This window comes from Saccharopolyspora elongata, assembly GCF_004348985.1.
GTDB lineage: Bacteria > Actinomycetota > Actinomycetes > Mycobacteriales > Pseudonocardiaceae > Saccharopolyspora > Saccharopolyspora elongata.
In genome coordinates this window covers 91,179-111,640 of record NZ_SMKW01000020.1, presented here as the reverse complement: position 1 = coordinate 111,640, position 20,462 = coordinate 91,179, and the positions used below count along the sequence as shown (strand labels likewise).

Below are 20,462 nucleotides of genomic sequence, written 5' to 3'. Positions count from 1 at the left end.
AGCTGCCCGCCTGTTAGCAGGAGGTCGTGCTGTGAGAATTGTGTGCATCGGAGCCGGCCCCGCCGGTCTGTACTTCGCCATTTCGGCCAAAATGCGGGACGCCGGGCACGACATCACCGTGATCGAACGGGACCCGCCGGGAGCCACCTACGGCTGGGGCGTCGTGTACTGGGAGAACCTGCTGGACACCCTGTACCGCAACGACCGGGAGAGCGCGGAGCGGATCCGCGCCGCCTCGACGCTGTGGCAGGAGCAGGTCGTCGCTATGCGCGGCCGGGACAAGGCATATCTCGGGGGATACGGGTACAGCGTGAACCGCGCGCCGCTGCTGGAGATACTCGCTGAGCGGGCGGCCCAGCTGGGCGTGGACGTCCGGTACGAGCACGCCGCGGATGATCTGTCGGAGTTCGCCGACGCCGACCTGATCGTGGTCGCCGACGGGGCGAACAGCCGCACCCGGCAGCGCTACGCCGGGGAGTTCGGCACCCAGGTGGACCACGGCCGCAACCCGTACATCTGGCTGGGCACGGACCGGGTGTTCGACATGTTCACCTTCGACTTCGAAGAAACACCCGAGGGCTGGATCTGGTTCCACGCCTACCCCTCCAGCGCCGGCATCAGCACCTTCATCGTCGAATGCCAGGACACCACCTGGCGACGACTGGGCCTGGACCAGATGGGTCCGGAGGACACCGTCGGGCTGCTGGAGCGGATCTTCGCGGGCCAGCTGCGGGGTGGCTCGCTGATCAGCCAGTCCCGCGGGAAACCCGCGGCGTGGCAGCGGTTCACCCAGGTCTACAACCAGACCTGGCTGCACGAGAACATGGTGCTGATCGGCGATGCCGCGCACACCACGCACTTCACCATCGGCTCCGGGACCCGGTTGGCGATGCTGGACGCGATCGTGCTCGCGCAGTACCTGTTCGACCACGGCGACACGACCGCCGCGTTGAAGGAGTTCGACGAGGAGGGTCACGCCCAGCTGCGCCTGGCGCAGACCGCCGCGCGCACCAGCATGGCGTGGTTCGAGAACCTCGACCGCTACGCCGACCGCGGCGCGGTGGACTTCACCTTCGCGATGGCCGGCCGCCACAGCGTGCAGCCGCCGTGGCGGTACCAGCAGCACCTGATCAACCAGAACCTGTTGGTGCGCAAGGGGAAGCGACTCGCCGGCGTCGGACAGCGCTGGTTGCGCGCCCGGCGCCGCGGCGAGTCCTGGCGCTAGTTGTTGGGCAGTCGGCCGTCCGGCCGGGCCGGTGCTTCCGGCCCGGCCGGAGTCTCCGGGTGGTGCAGCCGGTAGAGGTGGGCGTAGCCGTTGTTGTTGGCCAGCAGCTCGTGGTGGGTGCCGACCTCGGTGATCGTCCCCCGGTCGAGGTAGATGATCTGCTGGGCGTCGCGCACCGTGAGCAGGTTGTGCGAGATCACGATGGTGGTGCGGCCGGCCATCAGGCGCCGTAGCGGCGCGAGGATCCGCCGCGAGGCTTCGGCGTCCAGGCTCGTGGTGGGCTCGTCCAGCAGCAGGATCGGGGCGTCGCGGATCATCGCGCGGGCGATCGCGATGCGCTGCCGCTGGCCGCCGGAGAGCAGCCGGCCGCGCTGCCCGACGCGGGTGTCGTAGCCATCCGGCAGCAGCTGGATGAACTCGTGCGCGTCGGCCGCTTCGGCCGCTTCGACGAGCCGTTCGCGGCTGGCGTCCGGGCGCCCGGCCAGGATGTTGTCCGCGATGGTGCCGTCCAGCAGCAGCGTTTCCTGCAGCACGATCGCGATGTTGGCGCGCAGCGCGGTGATGTCCACGGCCCGCACGTCGGTGCCGTCCAGCAGGATCCGGCCGTGGGTGGGGTCGTAGAACCGCAGCAGCAGTTTGGTGAGGGTCGACTTGCCCGCGCCGCTGGCGCCGACCACGGCGGTGGTCTGGCCGGGCAGGGCGCAGAAGCTCACCCCGTGCAGCACGTCGGCGGCGGTGTCGGGGTAGCGGAAGGTGACACGGTCGACCTCCAGGCGGCCGGTGACCCGCCGCGGCAGCGGGATCGGGTGCGCCGGGTTCTGCACCAGCGGGCGCTGGTCGAGCAGGTCGATGATGCGCTCGGCGCTGGCGGCGGCGGCGAAGACGGTGTTGGACAGCTGGCCGAGGCTGCGGACCGGGGTGTAGAGCTGGGACAGGTAGACCAGGAACACCAGCAGACCACCGAGGGTGATCCGGTCGGCCGACAGCTCGTAGATGCCGACGCCGAGGATCGCCATCACACCGATGACCTCCAGCACGTCGACGAGCGGGGAGAACAGTGCGCCGACCCGCACGGACGACAACGCTGCGCCGACGTTGCCGCGGCTCTGCCTGGCGAAGCGGTCGATCTCCGACTGCTCCCGCCCGTAGGCCTGGATCAGCGGCGCGTTGCCGAGGCTCTCCTCGGCGACGGTGGCGATCGAGCCGCTGCGGCCGCGGACCTCGCGGGAGGCCTCCCGGATCCGCCGCGCGAAGAACTTGGCGACGACCCAGAACAGCGGCGCCCCGACCAGGGACACCAGGGCCAGCAGCCAGTTCAGGTAGAACAGCACGCCGGCGAACAGCAGGACCTTCACCACCGAGGCGAAGGTCTGCGCGACGCCGGAGAGCACCAGGCTCTCGATGGCGGCCACGTCGCCGGTGAGCCGGGACAGCGTGTCGCCGATGCGCCTGCGGTCGAAGAAGCCGACCGACAGCGTGTGCAGGTGGGCGAAGACCTTGGTGCGCAACTTGTTCAGGAAGTTCTCGCCGATCCACGTCGCCAGGTACTGCCCGCAGAAGTCCAGCGCGCCGGAGACCAGCGTGATCACCGCGTACGCCGCGGCGATGGCGGGGAAGAGGGAGAAGTTGCGCGGGGTGAGGACGTCGTCGATGAGTACCTTGAACAGCCAGATCGCGGCGGCGTCCAGCAGCGGCGCCACCAGCACCAGCACCAGGCTGAGCAGCAGCCAGCCGCGGTACTGCCGCGCATCCGGCCAGAAGCGGCGGAAGACTTCTCGCAGCCGCACCGTCGGCGCGCGCTCGACGAGTCCTTCGGTGTCCCGGTCGGCCGGCCGGAACAGCCAGTTCACCAAGCCCGGCAAATCCTCACCCCCCATGCACGGGCGTAGCTCCCACCCCCGCGGGGTGGGAGCTACGCAATGACGAAACGGTCCAGCGGACGTCAGGGGTCACTAGCAGCCCCAGCCACCCCAGCCGTGGCCTCCGCCCCAGCCCCAGTTGCTGCGGAACCGGTCGAACCTGAACGAGTCCTTGATCTGCATTCCCATCACCATTTCCGGAATCGATGCACGTCGCGTGCCGAACCGTGCGATCCGACGCGCGCTTGCACGCAGCGCTTGGGAATTCCAGTCATCCGCATGCCATCCGGGCAGCTCGATCTGGGCCCTGGATCGAACGTACGCCCGATGGGAGCTTTGTGGCATGCGGACCGGCCGGAAATCTTTTCCCCCGCGCCGGGCCACTTCGCCGGTGAGTCGGTCTTCCCCAGTAGCCGATGTCAATTGGCACTGACCTCGGCCGGCTCTTTCCTCGATGTGACCGGTTCCCACCCTAAGCGGTCGCCCCGGGGAGGACAAGCCGACTTTCGCATTGACCGGACGGATTTTTTCGTCTTTGCGGCGCGGCTTCTGCGGCGCCCGCAGGGATCCGGGTATTTGGTCCCTAGCTTTTTCCAAAGCCCGTTTCCGGTGTTGGGCAAGTGGGTATTGGTCGCGATCCTTTTATAGTCCTGTCCGCTTCTTCAGGTGCCGGAAATGAATCATGGCGATGTTTTCGCCCAACGCGGATGCCGGTGGGTTGATAAGTATCTGGCAGCACAGTTGGTGAATGAATTGTCGGCCGCCGCGCGGGGCCCGGCCGGTCAGCTGCCGGCGAAGAGGTGCTGGAGGAAGGTGGTCAGCGAGTTGACCATGGCGCTGATCGCCGACACGAGCATGTCGAACCCGGACCGGACCACGTCCGCCGCCCCGATCGGGTCGCGCACCAGCAGCGAGCCGCAGACGACGACCAGGAGCACCACGATCACGATCACGGCCTTGCGATTCATGAGATCAGCCTCCTGTCCGGCCCCCGGCGCCGACGAGACCCTACCCGGCCCGCGCGTGCCGCCTCTCACCCGCGTGGGGGAAGCCGATCACATCCGACCGCCGATCACAACCGGCCGCGCCGATGCCGCCGGGGGATCGGCCTGGTCAGGCGGAGGCTGATGCGGGAGCTGACTTCGCGCAGCAACTCCACCCACTCGGTGGGGTCGTGCCGGTACTGCTCGGACAGCCAGCCGACGCTCACGCTCCCGTAGGGCTCGTCGCGCAGGAAGACCGGCACCGCGAGGGTCGCCACGCCGAAGTCGTACTCGCCGACCGTGTAGGCCCAGCCGTTCGCCCGGACCTCGGCGAACTGCGCTTCCAGCTCGGCCAGGTCGGTCACCGTGCGGTCGGTGAAGCGGGCCAGCGGCCGGTCGGTGAAGATCCGCGACCGCTGCTCGTCGGGCAGGAACGCGTAGAAGGACTTGCTCGTGGCGCCGGCGTGCGCCGGGTAGAGCTCGTTGGTCAGCGGGTAGTCCCGCAGCCTGCCGTCGGCGCCCTCCGCGACCACGACGCAGCGCATGTGCGCGCTGTCCGGCAGCGCCAGCAGGGCGCTGTGCCCGGTCGCCTCGGCGAGCTCGGCGAGCAGCGGCCGCACCAGGATGTCGAGGGCGCCGGCCTGGTCCCACATCCGGCCGAGGTGCAGCGCGGCCGGGCCGATCCGGTACCGGCGGTTCGCGGTGTCCTGCACCAGGAAACCGCGGTGCGCGAGCGTCGCCAGCAGCCGCTGCGCGATCGAGGTGTGCAGGCCGAACTCGGTCGCGACCTCGGTGACACCCCACTCCGGCCTCGCCCGGTCGAAGGCCAGCAGCACCTGCAGGGCGCGGTCGGCGGTTTGCGGCAACCCCGGCGGCGTGCGCCGGTCCGTCTCGAAACCCGACATGGACCCATTCTGCGGCCGCCCCGTCAGGTGGGTGCCGCGGCGGTGTTCGCTGTGCGAGGCTCGGGAGAACGACGACGGAGTCGAGTTCCCTGGAGCATCGATGAGCAACCCGGAGTACCAGCACCTGCTGACCGAACAGGACGGTGCGACCGTCCGGATCACCATGAACCGCCCCGAGACCCGCAATTCGCTGTCGGCGGGGCACCTCGCCGAGCTGCGCCGGGCCTTCGAGGCGGCCGCCGAGACGAAGGCGACCGGCATCGTGCTGGCGGGCGCGGGTCCGGTGTTCAGCTCCGGGCACGACTTCGGCGACATGGCCGACCGGGACCTGGCCGGGATGCGCGAGCTGCTGCGCCTGTGCGAGTCGCTGATGCGCACCATCCACGCGGTCCCGCAGGTGGTGATCGCGCGGGTGCACGGCCCGGCGGTCGCGGCCGGCTGCCAATTGGTCGCGACCTGCGACCTGGCGGTCGCCGCCGAGTCGGCCGGGTTCGCGCTGCCCGGTGGCAAGGGCGGCTGGTTCTGCCACACCCCGGCGGTGCCAGTGGCCCGATCCATCGGCCGGAAGCGGCTGATGGAGATGGCGCTGACCGGCGACCTGGTCGACGCCGCGACCGCCGAGCGGTGGGGCCTGGTGAACCAGGTGGTGCCCGACGCGGAACTGGACGCGGCCGTCGAGGCGCTGCTGGCCCGGGCCACCCGCGGCAGCCGGCACGCCAAGGCGGTCGGCAAGCAGACCATCTACGCGCAGCTTGACCGGCCGGAGGCCGACGCCTACGCGATCGCCACCGAGGTGATGGCGGCGACCTCGCAGACCGCGGACGCGCGCGAGCGGATGCGGGCGTTCCTGGAGAAGCGCCCCCCGGCCTTCGGCGACTGAAGGGCTGTTTTGGCATTTGAAGCGGCGCCAGCCGCTTCCACCTACGCAGCTACCACCGCCGTGACTTTCTGCTCTGGACCGATCAGCCCGGTCGTGCGAACGATGGTGGCCCGTCCGGAGTGCGTGAGGTCGTGGTGGTGGTGTTCGGTTCGATCATCGGGAAGCGTCCGCGAGGAGCGCGCCGCAGGTTCGGCGACGGGTGGTTGCCGCGCCTGCCGCGCCGCGTCCGGCGGCTGCTGGCGCTGGGATGACACGCGTCTCGGCACCGTCGTACGACACCGTGTGCTCGGCGCTGTCCTTGGCGTGCCGGGCGCCTTCCGCGCACAACTGCCAACCGTGGCGGTGGCTGCTCGCCGAGCGATCGGTGCAGTTGTTCCTGGACCTGTCCAGGTTGCCCGAGGTGCTCGACCCGACGGGGCGCGCGCAGGTGATCAGCTGCGGTGCCGTGCTGCACCACGCGCGGATCGCGTTCGCCGCGCTCGGCTGGCGGGCGCTGGTGCACCGGCTCCCGAACCCGGCCCAGCCGGGACACCTGGCGTCGATCCAGTTCAGCCCGCGCGATCACGTGGCCCCGGAGCTGGTCGCGCTCGCCGGCGTGGCAGGGCAGCGGCGCACCGAGCGGCGGTCGTTCCGGTCGGAGCTCGTCGCCTCCGAGCTGCTGACAGAGCTGCGCGCCGCAGCCGAGACGGAGCACGGCGTCCTGGTGCGGGCCGCCGAGCACCGTTCGGTCGTGCTGGAGTCGTTGCGGCGGGCCGGGCGGTTCCGGGAATCCGCCGCGTACCAGAGCGCGATCGCGGAGCTCGATGATCCCGAGCCGGTGCTCCCGGTGCTCGGCGATGAGGCGGTGTTCGCGGTGCTGGCCACCCGCGGCGACGGCGTCGACAGCTGGTTGGCGGTGGGGGAGGCGCTGAGCGCGGTCCTGCTGGCCGCGGCGCGCGACGGCCTGGTCGGTTGCCCGCTGAACCACCTCGGCGAGGTCGACGAGGAGCGCGATCGGGTCCGGGAGACGGTCCTCGGCGGGGCCGGCCACCCCCAGCTGGTGCTGCGGCTGGGCTGGCCGGCGTCAGAGGCGCCGACGCCGCCGACGCCGCGCCGGGTGCTCGCGGATTCGATGGAGCTGCTGCCCATCCGGCGCTGAAAATCCACAGTGGACCTATGCTTCGAGTGGAACACGGCGATCTCTGCTGGGAGGCGTGGCGCGTGCAGGACAGCGGATCTCGAGCGGGCAAGGCCGATGCACGGTCGGTGCGCCGGTGGCGGCGACGGCTCGCCGACGAGCGCGAGGAGGCCGAGGTCTACCGGGAACTGGCCGCCCGCCGCTCCGGTGAGGAACGGGAGATCCTGCTGGGCCTCGCCGAGGCAGAGGCACGGCACGCCGCCCATTGGGAGGCGTTGCTCGGCGACGAGGTCGGGCCGGTGCGGCGCGGCCAGTTCCGGATGCGGCTGCTGGTGTTCCTGGCCCGGCGGTTCGGGTCGGTGTTCGTGCTCGCCCTGGCGCAGCGCGCCGAAAGCCGCTCGCCGTACGGCTCCGACCGCGACGCGCCGCCGGCGATGGCCGCCGACGAGCGGATCCACGAAGAAGTCGTGCGGGCGTTGGCCGCGCGCGGGCGTGCCCGCGTGTCGGGCACCTTCCGGGCGGCGGTGTTCGGTGCCAACGACGGCCTGGTCAGCAACCTGGCGCTGGTGCTGGGCGTCATCGGCGGGAACGTGCCGACCTCGACGGTGCTGCTCACCGGCCTGGCGGGGCTGCTGGCCGGCGCGCTGTCGATGGGGGCCGGCGAGTACATCTCGGTGCGCTCCCAGCGGGAACTGCTGGCCGCGGCGGCCCCGAATCCCGAAGCCCGCAGCGTGGTGCCCTACCTCGACGTCGACGCGAACGAGCTGGCCCTGGTCTACCGGGCCCGGGGGATGTCCGCCGAGGAGGCCCAGCGCCGCGCGGACGCGCTGCTGCGCAATCCCAAACCGGCGGTGCCGCCGACCGACAAGGTCGCCGACGACCACGAGGTCGTCGGAACCGGCACGAAGGCGGCGATCTCCAGCTTCGTCTTCTTCGCCTCCGGCGCGCTGGTCCCGGTGCTGCCGTTCGCGTTCGGCCTCTCCGGCGGCCTCGCCGTCCTGGTCGCCGCCGTGCTGGTGGGGCTCGCGCTGATGCTCACCGGCGCGACCGTCGGCGTGCTCTCCGGTGCGGCGCCGCTGCCCCGCGCCCTGCGGCAGCTCGCCATCGGGGCGGGGGCAGCGGCGGTGACCTACCTGCTCGGGTTGGTCTTCGGCGCGACCGTCGGGTGAGCGGTCACCGGTCCAGCCGGGCCATCCCGGCGGGCGTGTAGCGCTCGCCGGCGGCGGCGCCGGGCGGGAACTTCGCGGACAGCTCCGCCACGACCGCCGGGTCCAACCGCGTCGTGGCGGCTTGGATGTTGGCCTCCACTCGCTCGATCCGGCGGCTGCCCGGGATCGGCACCACGTCCTCGCCCTGGGCGAGCAGCCAGGCCAGCGCGAGCTGCGCCGGGGTGATCCCCAGGTCCGCGGCGCGCTCGCGCAGCGGCCGGGTCAGCTCGATGTTGTGGCGGAGGCTCTCCTCCTCGAAGCGCGGATACCGCTTCTTGCGGACTTCGAGGTTCTCGACGTCCGAGATGTCGCTGAACGCGCCGGTCAGCACGCCCCGGCCCAGCGGCGAGTACGCGACGAGCGCGACACCGAGATCGCGCAGCGCGGGCAGCAGTTCGGCCTCCGGGTCCCGGGTGAACAGCGAGTACTCCTGCTGCACCGCGGTGATCGGGTGCACCGAGTGGGCGCGGCGCAGCGTGTCGGCGCTGATCTCGGAGAGGCCGAGGTACCGCACCTTGCCCGCCTGCACCAGCTCGGCCAGCGCCCCGACGGTGTCCTCGATCGGCGTGGTCGGGTCGAACCGGTGCAGGTAGTAGAGGTCGATGCGGTCCGTGCCCAGGCGGGTGAGGCTGGCCTCGACCGCCTGGCGGACGTACTCGGGGCGGCCGCCGCCGGTCTCCTTGTTCGAGCCGAACTTGGTGGCCAGCACGACCTCGTCGCGGCGCTTCGCCAGCAGGCCGCTGATCAGCTCCTCGTTGTGCCCTTCGCCGTAGACGTCGGCGGTGTCCAGGAAGTTGATGCCGAGGTCGACCAGCTGGTCGAGCAGCCGGGCCGACTCGGCGTCGTCGGCGGCGCCGTAGACCCCGGACAGGCCCATCGCGCCATAGCCGATGGCGCTCACCAGCGGGCCGTTGCGGCCCAGTTCGCGGCGGGGCAGGGACGGTTGCGACACGTGCGCTCCGATCGGTGTTGTCTCGATTTCCGGTCCGCCACGAGCCTAGGCCCGCCGCGCGGAGCGGTTCACCATCCGGACTGACCACAAAGGACTGTCAAAGTTCGAACTCGGCGCGCTTGTCGGCGGGGACGAGGTCCTGGTAGTCCGGGTGCGTGCTGATCCAGCGGCGGACGAACGGGCAGTACGGCAGCACGGTTAGGCCCCGCTCCCGGACGTCGTCCAGCGCCGTGCGGACGAGCGCGCTGCCCAGACCGCGGCCCTCGAACCGGGAGTCGATCTCGGTGTGCACGAACGCGATGGACTTGGGGCGCAGCCGGTACTCGGCGAAGCCGGCCAGCTCGCCGTCGGCGCGGATCTCGAACCGCTTGGCGTCGGGGTTGTCCACGACCTCGGGCTTTGTCGGACTGGTCACGTTCTGCCTCCACGAGCGATCGGCATCGGTCCCGTCGATTGTGCACGCGGCCCGGGATGGGGGAGGCTGGCCGGGTGAGCAACGTGGAACACGATCCGGCCGAACTGCGCTGCGGCGGCGTGGCGACCGCCGCCGGGCGGGAATGCGAACTCCTCGAACCGCGCACCGTGCCGCTGGGCGGCCCGCGGGCGATGATGGTGGGCCGGACCCTGCCGAATCGCGACCGGCGCATGGTGGGCGCCTGGTGCTTCGCCGACTTCTACGGTCCTGCCGACATCGCCGGGGCGCCGGGCATGCAGGTGCCGCCGCACCCGCACACCGGTCTGCAGACGGTGAGCTGGCTGCTCGACGGCGAGGTGCTGCACCGCGACAGCCTGGGCAGCGAGCAGCTGGTGCGGCCGGGCGAGCTCAACCTGATGACGGCCGGTTTCGGCATCTCGCACTCCGAGGAGTCGCCGGTCGGCCACGGCCCGGTCCTGCACGGCGTGCAGCTGTGGGTGGCGCTGCCCGGAGACCGGCGCGACGTCGCCCCGCACTTCGAGAACCACGCCGACCTGCCGGTGCTGTCCACGACGGACGGTGCCGTGACGGTGCTGATGGGCGCGCTCGCCGGCGCCGAGTCGACCGCGCGGACCTACACGCCGCTGATCGGCGCGGACCTGTCGATCGCGGCGGGCCGCACGCTGCGGCTACCGGTGGAGCCGGAGTTCGAGCACGCGGTGCTGGCGGTCTCCGACGGCGTCTCCGTCGACGACCGGCCGCTGGCCCGCGGCAACATGCTCTACCTCGGGCGCGGCCGGGACGAGCTCTCGGTGCGGGGCGACGGCCCGGCGCGGGCGATGCTGCTCGGCGGCGTCCCGTTCGAGGAGGAGATCGTCATGTGGTGGAACTTCGTCGGGCGCTCGCACGACGAAGTCGCCCAGGCCAGGGCGGAGTGGGAGCACGGCCGCGTGGCCGCCGACCCGGACGGCCGGTTCGGGGTCGTGCACGGCTACGGCGGCCCGGCGCTGCCCGCGCCGGAACTGCCGAACGTCGAGCTGCGGGCCCGGGGCCGAACGCGCCGTCCGAGCTGAGCCGCGGAGTTCACCGCCGGCCCGGCCGGGCATCCACTTCGGCCGGACCGGCAGAATCCACAGTGGACCGGCCTCGGTCCGCGGCGGCCGGCGCGAGTCAACTGACGTTGTGCACGGTTCGCGCCCCCGGTGTGGACACGTTGCCAACTTTCCTCGCGCTGCGCGCTGGCCGAGACTCGGGGCTTCGGACGCGAACGAGGAGACGTGGCATGACAGAGCTGGCCGACCTCCCGGCCGTGGATCTGGTGGCGGCGTACCGGGCGGGCGAGGCCTCGCCGGTCGAAGCCATCGACGCGGTGCTGGCGCGCGTCGATTCCCGCGAGCCCAAGCTGTGCGCCCTCTACGCGCCGGATCCCGAAGGTGCCCGGGCCGCGGCCCGGGCGTCGGAACGGCGCTGGCGCGCCGGCGAACCGGCCGGGCCGCTGGACGGGGTGCCGGTGACGGTCAAGGAGAACATCGCCACGAAGGGGACGCCGGTGCCGCAAGGTACCGCGGCCACCGAGCTGATCCCGGCCACCGAAGACGCGCCCGCGCCCGTACGGCTGCGCGAGGGCGGTGCGGTGATCTTCGCCAAGACCACCATGCCCGACTACGGCATGCTCTCCTCTGGCGCGTCGAGCTTCCACCACCTGTCCCGCAACCCGTGGGACCTGACGCGAACGCCCGGCGGTTCCAGCGCCGGGGCGGGCGCGGCGGCCGCCGCGGGCTACGGGCCGCTGCACGTCGGCACCGACATCGGCGGGTCGGTGCGGCTGCCCGCCGGCTGGTGCGGGGTGGTCGGGCTCAAACCCAGCTTCGGCCGCATCCCGGTCTCGCCGCCGTATCCCGGCCGGGTCATCGGCCCGCTGACCCGCACGGTCGCGGACGCCGCGCTGCTGACGTCGGTGCTGTCGGCCCCGGACGAGCGCGACCACACGGCGCTTCCCCCGGCCGACGTCGACTGGACGCGGCTGGACCGCGACGTGCGCGGCCTGCGCATCGCCCTGCTGCTCGACCACCGGGTGGGGCTGCCGGTCGAGCCCGCGGTCACCGCCGCCGTGACCGCCGCGGCGCAGCTGTTCGCCTCCGCCGGGGCGGCGGTGGAACCCATCGACCCGTTCCTGTCCCGCGAGATGCTCGACGGCATGGACCTGTTCTGGCGCTTCCGGTCGTTCACCGACATCTCGGCGCTGCCCGCCGAACGCCGCGCCAAGATCCTGCCCGGCATCGCGCAGTGGGCGACCAGCGCCGAGGAAGTCTCGGCGGCCGAGGTGTTCCACGGCTTCAGCCAGATGGACGCGATCTCGGTGGCGGCCAACCGGGTGGCCCGCGACTTCGACTACGTGCTGTCCCCGGTGGCACCGATCCCGGCCTTCCCGGCGGAGCAGGCCTACCCGACGGGCGATCCGATGCGAGCGATGGAGCACATCGCGTTCACGCTGCCCTACAACATGTCCGGCCAGCCGGCGGTGTCGGTCAACTGCGGCTGGACCCCGGAGGGCCTGCCGATCGGCCTGCAGATCGCGGGCAAGCGCTTCGACGACCTGGGCACCCTTGCCCTGGCCAGGGCGTACGAGCAGCTCCGCCCCGCGCAGCGCCCCTGGCCGAGGCTCTGAGCCGGCGCGTTCACCAGGTGTGCGGGTCGTCGCCCCAGCGCTGCGGGATCCCGGCGGTGGCCAGGTCGATGGCCTCCTCGACGAGCTCGACCAGCCGCTCCAGGTCGCGGCGTGGGTCGGCGCACATCGTCTCCAGGCCGATGCGCAGGCCCGCGCAGACCATCCCGACGAGCACCCGGGGCCGCATGTCGTGGGCCTGGTCGACGGCCTGCCGCACTGCGATCTCGGTGGTCAGCCGCTCTTCGTTGCCTGCCGCGCGGCGCAGGTTGCCGGCCAGCAGCGCCGGCGTCTTGTTGATCAGGTGCTGGACCTGGAGGAATCGGGGGACGCCGTCACCCGCAGCGGCCTCGTGGATCATCGCCAGCACCGCGTGTCGCAGGGCGAGCAGCGGCGGTTCGGCGGCGGGCCGGGCGGTGAGGGCTTCGAGCACCAGCTCGTCGAACTCGTCGCCCTTGGCCAGCGCGACGTCCTCCTTGCCGGCGAAGTAGCGGAAGAACGTGCGCGACGAGATCTCCACCTCGGCGGCGATCTCGTCGATGGTCGTCGCGTCGTAGCCCTTCGTGAGGAACAGGTCCAGGCCCGCGTCGATCAGCGCGGTCCGCGTGCGCTGCTTCTTGCGGGCGCGCAGGCCACCCTGGTCGGTCGGGGCACTCATGCCCGTCATTATGCCAGAGGACGACATAAGTCACGTAGCGACAATTGGCAGCGACTGACACTTTATGTATGGTCGGTGTCGACCGCACCGATGGAGGAGCAACGATGAGCAAGGGCCTGGAGATCCGCCTCGCGTCCCGCCCGAAGGGCTGGCCGACGCAGGAGAACTTCGACGTCGTCGAGGTCGAGCAGCCGCAGCCGGGCGACGGCGAGCTGCTGGTCCGCAACGTCTGGATGAGCGTCGACCCGGCCATGCGGGGGCGGATGAACGAGGGTAGGTCGTACGTGCCGCCCTTCGAGGTGGGCAAGGCGCTGCAGGGCGGCGCGGTCGGCGAGGTCGTCGCCGCCAACGTCGAGGGCTTCCAGCCCGGCGACTTCGTGCTGCACTACTTCGGCTGGCGGGACTACGCGACGTTCGACGCCAAGCACGCCGTGAAGGTCGACCCGCAGGTCGCGCCGTTGAGCGCCTACCTGTACGTGCTCGGGATGCCCGGCATGACCGCCTACCTCGGGCTCGCCGACATCGCCGAGCAGAAGGAGGGCGACGTGGTGTTCATCTCCGGCGCCGCCGGGGCGGTGGGCTCGCTGGCCGGGCAGATCGCCAAGCTGCGCGGCGCGTCCCGGGTGATCGGCAGCGCCGGGTCGGCCGAGAAGGTCCGCTACCTCGTCGACGAACTCGGCTTCGACGCCGCGTTCAACTATCACGACGGCCCGGTCGTCGAGCAGCTCAAGGCCGCCGCGCCCGACGGCATCGACGTCTACTTCGACAACGTCGGCGGCGAGCACCTGGAGGCCGCCATCGAGGTGCTCAACGACTTCGGCCGAGTGGCGGAGTGCGGCATGATCTCGCAGTACAACAACGCCGAGCCGAAGCCCGGCCCGAACAACCTGTTCAAGATCGTCTCCAAGCGCCTGAAGCTGCAGGGCTTCATCGTCATCGACCACGCGCACCGCAAGGACCAGTTCTTCGCCGAGGTCGGCGGCTGGCTGCGCGACGGCAAGATCAGCTACCAGGAGACGGTCGTCGAGGGCCTGCGCAACGCCCCGGAGGCCTTCCTCGGCATGATGCGCGGCGAGAACACCGGCAAGATGCTGGTCAAGATCTCAGACGCCGGGTAGGTTTCCTGGCTTTCTCCGACGATGACCGGCGGCTCGACGAGTCCTGGCCACGGTCCGGACGACGTTCGCGGCCCCGCCCCGTGCATGCCATCCGAGGATGCGACTGCGCGGGGTGGGGCCGGCGGCTGAGCGGTTCGTGAACCCGACTCGACCGAAGCCGCGGGTGTACAGGTGATGATGCGGGGCAAGGCAGAGTGCTACCGGACCTGCGGCGGTTCATCCGCAAGATCGGGCGCGACTCCGAGTTCCAGTGCCATCCGCCCTTCCGTCACTGGAACCGAGCTGTGGAGCAGGAGCCCGCAGCCGGCGGCGAGCTCGGTCAGCTCGTCGACCGTCCTTTCCCTGCCGCCGAAGCACATCAGCATGAACAGGTCCATGGCCGTGCCGACCCCGTGGCCCCGCACCGGCTCGATCACCACCACGGTGCCGTTCGGGGTGGCCGCCCGGCGGCACTCGGTCAGGATCCTTCGGGCGTGCTCGTCGTCCCAGTCGTGCAGGATGTCGGAGAGCAGGTAGGCGTCGGCTCCCGCGGGCAGTGGGTCGAAGAAGCTGCCGGAGACAGCGCTCGCCCGGTCCCCGAGTCCGAGGGCGGCGAACCTTTCGGTGGCAGCGGTCGCCGTGGGTGCCAAGTCCAGGATCCGGCCCCTGACGCCGGGATGGGCGTGCAGGATCTCGATGAGCAACGCCCCGTCGCCGCCGCCCACATCGACGATGTCGGGAAAGCGGCTCCAGTCGAATCTCGTGGCGATCTGCGGCGCCTGCTCGCGGAACCGCCAGTTCATCTGGGCGTCGAACGTGCGCCGCAGTTTCGGCTCGGCGTCGAGGTCCGCCCAGAAATCGCGCCCGTACCGGTGCGGATAGGCGGGCGCGCCGGTGGTGACCGTCTCGAGGAGATCGACGAAGGCGAGTTCGCCGCGACCACCTGCGCAAGTGATGTCGAGCAGGGGTTTGACCCCTTCCGGGGCATCCTCGCCCATCTGGGCACCGAGACTCGTGGGCCGATAACGGGCGGAATCCGCATCGAGATCGAATGCGCCGATCGTGACCAGGTGATCGAGGAGGCATCGCATCGCCTGCGTCGCGGTTCCGGTTCTGGCGGCGAGTTGCTCCGCCGTCGCGCCCTCGCCCCCTGCGTGTTCCACCAGGCTCAGCGTCGCCCCCACCCGGATTGCCATGGGGGTGGCCAGGTCGGCCAGCGCCATGATCGACCGTTCTGCCGTTGGTTGGACCATTGATCAACCCTATCCACCCGTGGCCGGCCGGGTTTGCGGGTCCAGGCAGGTCGAGATCGCCTGACCGCTAGCCGCGGCCCGCGACGAACGCCTCGATGCCGTCGAGGATCCGCTGCAGGCCGAATTCGAAGGCGTGCTCCGGGTTGTGCGCCGAGCCGTGGGCCTCGCCCGCGGCGGCGCCGACCCGGGTGGCCGTCGGGTAGCGCTGCGGGTCGACCAGCTGCCCGAGCAGAGGGGCGTGCGCCTGCCACCACTGCTCGTCGCTCATCCCGCTGCGCTGCTCGGCCTGCGCCATCTCCACCGACCGCCGGGCGGCGGCCTCGGCGTGCCCCAGCACCAGGCTCAGCAGGGAGTCCATCTCGACGTCGGTGAGCCCGAGCTCCGCGACCGCGCCCAACTCGTGGTCGTACTTGGCGATCGCGTTCGGACCCAGCACGGCGCGCCCGGCCGCGACCTGCAGCATCCACGGATGCCGGTGGTACATCGCCCAGTTCTCCCGCGCCACCTGCGCCAACCGGTCTCGCCAGGCGGGGCCGGGCTCGGGGCGGGCGGTCTCGCCGTAGGCGGTGTCGAGCATGACGTCGATCAGCTCGGCCTTACCCGGCACGTAGGTGTACAGCGACATGGTGCCGACACCGAGGTGGTCGGCGACCCGGCGCATCGACAGCGCGGGGAGCCCGTCGGTGTCGGCGATCTCGATCGCCGCCCGCACGATCCGGCCCACGCCCAGATCGGACCGCCCCTTGCGCCCGCTGGTCGGCCCGTCCTGCGTCCGCCACAGCAGCGCCAGGCTGCGTGCCGGGTCTCCGCCGCCGCTGTACTCCGTCGCCATCGCACCCTCTCCGTACTCCGTACGCCTCAGATCGTAGGAGAGCGCCCGGAGCGTGCGGCGCGGCGGTCACTCCGCGGGGTGCGACTGCAGCCAGTCGGCCCAGCTGATCTTGCCGCGGCGACCGCCGGGGCAGGTCATGTCGGTGGCGATCCGGCGCAGCCGCCGCGGCGCGGGCACGTTGATCACCCGGCGGTCGGTGCCGCGGACGCGCTGCCAGGTGCGCAGCGCATCGCGGAGGGTGAGCACCTGCGGGCCGCCGAAGTCCTCGCGCCGCTGCCCGGCACCATCGCGAATGCATTCGACCAGGTACTCGGCGAAGTCGCGGGTGTCGACCGGCTGCGTGGGCAGCGCGCCCGGCAGCGGCAGCACGGGGAGCCGGGCGGCGCGGTTGAGCATCCGGTCCAGCAGCCAGTGGAATTGGGTCGCCCGCGCGATCGACCACGGCACGTCGGCGACGCTGACGAGCTCCTCGGCGGTGTGCTTCAGCCGAAGGTAGGGCATGGCCGGCCGGTCCACGCCGACAATGGAGACGTAGAGGAAGTGCCGGACCCGGGCCGCCGCGGCGGCTTCGAGCAACCGGCTGGTGCCGTCGACGTCGACATCGGGCGGGCTGCGCCAGAAGTCGACCGGGTGCATGAAACCGCGCTGGGCGGCGGGGGAACACGTCGCCGCGTGCACCACGGTGTGCGCGCCGGCCACCACTTCGGCGACCCCTTCACCCGTGGCGAGGTCGCCCTGCACCCACTCCAGCTCGGGATCGGTGCCGGGTCGGCGCGTCAGGACCCGCACCCGGTACGCGGGCTTGAGCAGGCGCACCAGCTCGCGCCCGAGGTGTCCGGTCCCGCCGGTGATCGCGACTGTGTCCATCTCGGCACCTCCGGATCAACTGTCCCACCGGGGTGCCGAAGTCGCGACGGCTACGGCTTCAGCAGCGGTCCGGTGAGCCCGTCGACGATGCCGCCGATCGCGGGCAGCAGGCCCGGGCGTTCGGGCTCGGAGCCGCTCGGCGGCTCGGGCTGCGACGGCGGGGCGGTCTCGCTCGGCGGCTCGGACGGCTGCGTGGTCGGCGCCGGTTCGTCGGACGGCTGCGTGGTCCGGCTCGGCTCCTCCGGTTGCGAGGTCGCCGCGGCCGCCGAGGTCCGGGTGGTCGGCTTCGGCGCCTTCGTCGTCTCCGGGGCTTCCTCGGTCTGCCGCTCGGTGACCGGCGTCTTGGCGGGGGTCGGGGCCGGGGTTTCGCTGGCGAGCAGCCGCGGTTCCGGCGTCGCGGGAGCCAGGTCCGGCGCCGTGGCCGTGACCTGCGGAGCGAGGAACTGCGCGGCGGGCTGGGCGGCGGCCGGCTGCGGAGCCGGAGCCGGCGCTGCCTGCGGCGCGTCGGTGCGGTGGTAGGCGCTGCTGACCGCGATCACGGTGAGGAACACCGCGACCGCGTAGCCGATCACCCGCGGGGGAGTGGCGTGCTGCCACGTCTTGGGTTCCACCCGCCGGTGGCGGCCCCGAGTGCGGGCTCGCGGCAACGACGAATTACCCACTTCTGCCACCCACCTGTCCGGCCGATTGGTCTGTTCGCGGCGTCGCCTTCACCCGAACGAGTGATGACGGCCGGTCGCACCCTACGTCACCGCCGGCCCGCGTGGCCAGCCCCCCCGGGTCGGCGATTCGCAAGATCATCGCTGGTGGGAGGGTCGCGGGCGGTGGGGCCGGGAACGGAAACGGCCTCGCCGCGAGGCGAGGCCGGAGTCCACTCTGGACGATCAGCGGTGGCCGAGCAGGCGGAGGTCCCGCCGCAACTGGGCCACCGCGTTCTTCAGGCCACGGCTCGGCGAACCCTTGTGGTCCAGCACGTCGGTGAACATGACGGCACCCAGGACAAGCACGAGCAACAAGGCGACAACGACGACGAACACGATCACTCACCCCTTCTGCCCATAACATCGATCAGGGGCGGCCTTCGTTACCGGTATCCCCCAGGTGTGTCGCGGGACGCATTTCCGGTCGGATGCGGGTGCCGCGCCCGGCCGGGCCTAGGATTGCCGCGTCGTCGGATCCGGCCGAATGGGCGGCTGGAGACCCGAATCGCGGAGACTAGCCTGGAGAACATGGCGACCAATCGGCCCAATCCGGCGCAGTGGGTCTGGTACGCCTTCGGCGGCAGGCTGCCGGACCGGTGCGCGGAGTGGGTGCTGCACGACGTCACCTGCTCGACCTGGGTGCTGCGGCACTTCGCCCGCGCCCTGACCCAGCTGGCACCCTTCTGCCTCCTAGTGCTGATGCCCGGTCCGCTGTGGATCCGGCTCACTTCGATCCTGCTGGGCCTGCTGGTCGGACTGTTCTACTCAGTCTGCTACATGGGCGAGACCGCCGAGCACCGGGCGATCAAGCACGGTTTCCCGCCCGGCGTCGCGCGCGAAACCCGGGAACTGCGCCGAGACGTCCGCCGTGTGGCGAAGCACGGCGTCGGCTATCGCCCGTGGTGGGACTAGCGCCGGATGGACGAGCTCGACCCGGCGTTGCGCGATGCCGAAATCGCCGTGTACTGGATGGATCGCGCGGACGCGCCCGCCCCGCGCGATCCGCTGCCCGGCGACGACCGCGCGGATCTCGTCGTGGTCGGCGGCGGATTCACCGGGCTGTGGGCGGCGATCCTGGCCAAGCGGCGGCGCCCGGACCTCGACGTCCTGCTGCTGGAAGCGCACCGGCTCGGGCACGGCGGTAGCGGCCGCAACGGCGGCTTCGTGTCGGAATCCCTGACGCACGGCCTCGCCCACGGCCGCTTCTGCTGGCCGGCGGAGAACGACCGGTTGGTGCGCCTGGGGCGGGAGAACCTCCAAGCGATCGGCGAGTTCGTGCGGGACGAGGCGATCGACGCGGATTTCCGGCTGTGCGGCAAGACGAGCGTCGCGACCGAGCCCCACGAGGTCGAGGAGCTCAGCGACGAGGCCGAGCTGTACCGCGAGCACGGGATGGCGGCGCGGTTCCTGGGTGCCGGCGGCATTCGCGCGGACGTGAACTCGCCGACCTACCGGGCGGGCGTGCGCCTGCCGGACGCGGGCGGGCTCGTCGACCCGGCGAGGCTGACCTGGGGTCTCGCCGCGGCGGCGCAGCGGCTCGGGGTGCGCATCCACGAAGGCAGCCCCGTGCGCGCGCTGCGTCGTGACGCCGGGGTCCGACTGAAGACTCCACAAGGGACCGTGCGGGCCGGTAGCGTCGTGCTCGCGACCAACGCGTTTCCCGCGCCGCTGCGCTCGGTCCGCCGGTACGTGCTCCCGATCTGGGACTACGTCCTGGTCACCGAGCCGCTGTCGGCACCGCAGTGGGACTCGTTGGGGTGGCGGGACCGGCAGGGCGTCACCGACAGCGCCAACCGCTTCCACTACTACCGCCCGACACCGGACGGCCGGATCCTGTGGGGCGGCTACGACGCGGTGTACTACTACGGCGGCCGCACTGATCCCGCCCTGGCCCGGCACGACGCCGCGCACCGCGCGCTGGCGCGGAACTTCTTCCGGACCTTCCCCCAGCTGGAGGGGCTGCGCTTCACCCACCGCTGGGGCGGGCCGATCGACTCCACGGTCCGGTTCACGCCGGTCATCGGCTGCGACCGCGGGGTCGCCCACGCGGTCGGCTACACGGGCCTGGGCGTGGCGGCGTCCCGCTTCGGCGCGCAGACCGCGCTCGACCTGCTGTGGGGAGAGGACACCGAACGCGCCCGGCTGCGCATGGTGCGCGACCGGCCCATCCCGTTCCCGCCGGAACCCCTGCGCTGGCCGCTGGTCCAGTACACCCGCCGCGCTCTCGCCCGGGCCGACGAGAACGGCGGGCGGCGCGGCCGCTGGCTGCGCTTCCTCGACAACCGCGGCATCGGCCTCGGCAGCTGACGGGTTGGTGTCCGGTGGCGTCGATTTCCCACGAGATCGGCATCATCTGCGAGTGACCCTGCCGGTCAGTCCAGTTGCGGTCGTTCCTCGATCGGGAAAAGGATCGGGCTCAGCAGATGAAGGCTGCGGCCTGGCGTGGGTTGGTTGTCCAGCCTGGACGCGACGTGCAGGGCGGCCATGGCTGACTGCTCGTGAGTGCGCAACCGGGCTGGAGCCCTGTTACGCACTCACGAGCGACGAAGCCGTCAGCGGGACCGTCCTGGTCGGTTCGGGTCTGCGGGTCGCGGTCGAAAGCCGATAGCACGACACACCGGCGCTTCGCCTGTTCGATGGAATTCGGTCGGCGGGGCGGCGAGGTGATTCCGGCATTGCCCCACGCCTAGGCCGTGCGGAGGTTCCCGCCGCCGCCCGACGGGAACACTGCGTGACCGCTTGATCATTGCGCGTCATGGCCACTGGTCATACCTTCGATGGATGGGCCGACCGGCTCGTCATGGTCGCCCTCCGAACGTCGTCCTAGAGGGCATCACCGACCGAA

The 20,462-nt window shown here is 71.5% G+C and carries 21 protein-coding genes; 10 read left to right on the top strand and 11 right to left on the bottom strand.

Translation table 11 applies throughout. The annotated features are described in order from the left end of the window. Positions 1-31 precede the first annotated feature (31 nt). The gene (locus E1288_RS17145) at positions 32-1,225 is read left to right on the top strand and encodes an FAD-dependent monooxygenase (RefSeq protein WP_132486208.1); all 1,194 of its coding nucleotides are present in this window, start codon (positions 32-34) and stop codon (positions 1,223-1,225) included. Here E1288_RS17145 and E1288_RS17140 read toward each other — a convergent pair. From E1288_RS17140 to E1288_RS17130, 3 genes are all read right to left on the bottom strand, one after another. Continuing rightward, the gene (locus E1288_RS17140) at positions 1,222-3,075 is read right to left on the bottom strand and encodes an ABC transporter ATP-binding protein (protein ID WP_235883612.1); all 1,854 of its coding nucleotides are present in this window, start codon (positions 3,073-3,075) and stop codon (positions 1,222-1,224) included. The two genes, E1288_RS17145 and E1288_RS17140, sit on opposite strands and share 4 nt — an antisense overlap. A gap of 791 nt (positions 3,076-3,866) precedes the next feature. Further along, positions 3,867-4,052: a hypothetical protein gene (locus E1288_RS17135; RefSeq protein ID WP_132486206.1), complete on the bottom strand. Its 186-nt coding sequence runs from the start codon at positions 4,050-4,052 to the stop codon at positions 3,867-3,869. A gap of 104 nt (positions 4,053-4,156) precedes the next feature. Further along, a complete protein-coding gene (locus E1288_RS17130; RefSeq protein ID WP_132486204.1) occupies positions 4,157-4,972 on the bottom strand; it encodes an IclR family transcriptional regulator in 816 nt (271 codons plus the stop codon). A gap of 100 nt (positions 4,973-5,072) precedes the next feature. Between E1288_RS17130 and E1288_RS17125 the strand changes: the two genes are divergently transcribed. From E1288_RS17125 to E1288_RS17115, 4 genes are all read left to right on the top strand, one after another. Beyond that, positions 5,073-5,852, top strand: a complete 780-nt coding sequence (locus tag E1288_RS17125; RefSeq protein WP_093267845.1) for an enoyl-CoA hydratase-related protein — start codon at positions 5,073-5,075, stop codon at positions 5,850-5,852. 119 nt (positions 5,853-5,971) lie between these two features. Next, positions 5,972-6,103, top strand: coding sequence for a hypothetical protein (locus E1288_RS49835; RefSeq protein ID WP_268951841.1), 132 nt, complete (start codon positions 5,972-5,974; stop codon positions 6,101-6,103). Further along, positions 6,100-6,990, top strand: coding sequence for a nitroreductase family protein (locus E1288_RS17120; protein ID WP_207954394.1), 891 nt, complete (start codon positions 6,100-6,102; stop codon positions 6,988-6,990). The genes E1288_RS49835 and E1288_RS17120 overlap by 4 nt, the downstream gene beginning before the upstream one ends. Before the next feature lie 17 nt (positions 6,991-7,007). Beyond that, positions 7,008-8,138: a VIT1/CCC1 transporter family protein gene (locus E1288_RS17115; protein WP_235883611.1), complete on the top strand. Its 1,131-nt coding sequence runs from the start codon at positions 7,008-7,010 to the stop codon at positions 8,136-8,138. A gap of 4 nt (positions 8,139-8,142) precedes the next feature. Here E1288_RS17115 and E1288_RS17110 read toward each other — a convergent pair whose 3' ends face one another. Then, entirely contained in the window at positions 8,143-9,129 is a 987-nt protein-coding gene (locus tag E1288_RS17110; RefSeq protein WP_132486202.1) for an aldo/keto reductase, read from the bottom strand. 97 nt (positions 9,130-9,226) lie between these two features. Continuing rightward, positions 9,227-9,544 (bottom strand): GNAT family N-acetyltransferase, encoded by a 318-nt coding sequence (locus tag E1288_RS17105; RefSeq protein ID WP_132486200.1) that lies wholly within the window; start codon positions 9,542-9,544, stop codon positions 9,227-9,229. Positions 9,545-9,618: 74 nt separating this feature from the next. On the opposite strand from E1288_RS17105, the gene E1288_RS17100 reads away from it, so the two are divergent. After that, entirely contained in the window at positions 9,619-10,617 is a 999-nt protein-coding gene (locus E1288_RS17100) for a pirin family protein (RefSeq protein ID WP_132486198.1), read from the top strand. Between the two features lie 209 nt (positions 10,618-10,826). Then, positions 10,827-12,212 (top strand): amidase, encoded by a 1,386-nt coding sequence (locus E1288_RS17095; protein WP_132486196.1) that lies wholly within the window; start codon positions 10,827-10,829, stop codon positions 12,210-12,212. A gap of 10 nt (positions 12,213-12,222) precedes the next feature. On the opposite strand, the gene E1288_RS17090 is transcribed toward E1288_RS17095, so the two are convergent. Beyond that, positions 12,223-12,867 (bottom strand): TetR family transcriptional regulator, encoded by a 645-nt coding sequence (locus tag E1288_RS17090; RefSeq protein ID WP_235883610.1) that lies wholly within the window; start codon positions 12,865-12,867, stop codon positions 12,223-12,225. A gap of 104 nt (positions 12,868-12,971) precedes the next feature. On the opposite strand from E1288_RS17090, the gene E1288_RS17085 reads away from it, so the two are divergent. Continuing rightward, complete coding sequence (locus tag E1288_RS17085; RefSeq protein ID WP_132486192.1) at positions 12,972-13,985, top strand: NADP-dependent oxidoreductase; 1,014 nt, start codon at positions 12,972-12,974, stop codon at positions 13,983-13,985. Positions 13,986-14,182: 197 nt separating this feature from the next. On the opposite strand, the gene E1288_RS17080 is transcribed toward E1288_RS17085, so the two are convergent. From E1288_RS17080 to E1288_RS46985, 5 genes are all read right to left on the bottom strand, one after another. After that, the gene (locus E1288_RS17080) at positions 14,183-15,217 is read right to left on the bottom strand and encodes a methyltransferase (RefSeq protein WP_132486190.1); all 1,035 of its coding nucleotides are present in this window, start codon (positions 15,215-15,217) and stop codon (positions 14,183-14,185) included. A 67-nt stretch (positions 15,218-15,284) separates the two neighbouring features. After that, positions 15,285-16,049, bottom strand: coding sequence for a TetR/AcrR family transcriptional regulator (locus E1288_RS17075; protein WP_132486188.1), 765 nt, complete (start codon positions 16,047-16,049; stop codon positions 15,285-15,287). Between the two features lie 66 nt (positions 16,050-16,115). Continuing rightward, on the bottom strand, positions 16,116-16,916 hold the full coding sequence (locus E1288_RS17070; protein ID WP_132486186.1) for an SDR family oxidoreductase: 801 nt from the start codon (positions 16,914-16,916) through the stop codon (positions 16,116-16,118). Positions 16,917-16,966: 50 nt separating this feature from the next. Then, entirely contained in the window at positions 16,967-17,527 is a 561-nt protein-coding gene (locus E1288_RS17065; protein ID WP_132486184.1) for a hypothetical protein, read from the bottom strand. Between the two features lie 273 nt (positions 17,528-17,800). Then, positions 17,801-17,953 carry a hypothetical protein gene (locus tag E1288_RS46985; protein WP_165968147.1) on the bottom strand — a complete coding sequence of 51 codons (153 nt, stop codon included), beginning with the start codon at positions 17,951-17,953 and terminating at the stop codon, positions 17,801-17,803. 192 nt (positions 17,954-18,145) lie between these two features. Here E1288_RS46985 and E1288_RS17060 point away from each other — a divergent pair, with 192 nt between their 5' ends. Continuing rightward, on the top strand, positions 18,146-18,529 hold the full coding sequence (locus E1288_RS17060) for a DUF5313 family protein (protein ID WP_093267813.1): 384 nt from the start codon (positions 18,146-18,148) through the stop codon (positions 18,527-18,529). 6 nt (positions 18,530-18,535) lie between these two features. Further along, on the top strand, positions 18,536-19,924 hold the full coding sequence (locus E1288_RS17055; RefSeq protein WP_132486182.1) for an NAD(P)/FAD-dependent oxidoreductase: 1,389 nt from the start codon (positions 18,536-18,538) through the stop codon (positions 19,922-19,924). Positions 19,925-20,462 lie beyond the last annotated feature (538 nt).

What these genes read in the sequence shown, in the direction of transcription:
- E1288_RS17125 (WP_093267845.1), top strand. Translation starts at nt 5,073, where the DNA reads ATGAGCAACCCGGAGTACCAGCACCTGCTGACCGAACAGGACGGTGCG.
- E1288_RS17055 (WP_132486182.1), top strand. Translation starts at nt 18,536, where the DNA reads ATGGACGAGCTCGACCCGGCGTTGCGCGATGCCGAAATCGCCGTGTAC.
- E1288_RS17085 (WP_132486192.1), top strand. Translation starts at nt 12,972, where the DNA reads ATGAGCAAGGGCCTGGAGATCCGCCTCGCGTCCCGCCCGAAGGGCTGG.
- E1288_RS17130 (WP_132486204.1), bottom strand. Translation starts at nt 4,972, where the DNA reads ATGTCGGGTTTCGAGACGGACCGGCGCACGCCGCCGGGGTTGCCGCAA.
- E1288_RS17075 (WP_132486188.1), bottom strand. Translation starts at nt 16,049, where the DNA reads ATGGCGACGGAGTACAGCGGCGGCGGAGACCCGGCACGCAGCCTGGCG.
- E1288_RS17115 (WP_235883611.1), top strand. Translation starts at nt 7,008, where the DNA reads ATGCTTCGAGTGGAACACGGCGATCTCTGCTGGGAGGCGTGGCGCGTG.
- E1288_RS17120 (WP_207954394.1), top strand. Translation starts at nt 6,100, where the DNA reads ATGACACGCGTCTCGGCACCGTCGTACGACACCGTGTGCTCGGCGCTG.
- E1288_RS17090 (WP_235883610.1), bottom strand. Translation starts at nt 12,867, where the DNA reads ATGAGTGCCCCGACCGACCAGGGTGGCCTGCGCGCCCGCAAGAAGCAG.
- E1288_RS17060 (WP_093267813.1), top strand. Translation starts at nt 18,146, where the DNA reads ATGGCGACCAATCGGCCCAATCCGGCGCAGTGGGTCTGGTACGCCTTC.
- E1288_RS17070 (WP_132486186.1), bottom strand. Translation starts at nt 16,916, where the DNA reads ATGGACACAGTCGCGATCACCGGCGGGACCGGACACCTCGGGCGCGAG.
- E1288_RS17135 (WP_132486206.1), bottom strand. Translation starts at nt 4,052, where the DNA reads ATGAATCGCAAGGCCGTGATCGTGATCGTGGTGCTCCTGGTCGTCGTC.
- E1288_RS17095 (WP_132486196.1), top strand. Translation starts at nt 10,827, where the DNA reads ATGACAGAGCTGGCCGACCTCCCGGCCGTGGATCTGGTGGCGGCGTAC.
- E1288_RS17080 (WP_132486190.1), bottom strand. Translation starts at nt 15,217, where the DNA reads ATGGTCCAACCAACGGCAGAACGGTCGATCATGGCGCTGGCCGACCTG.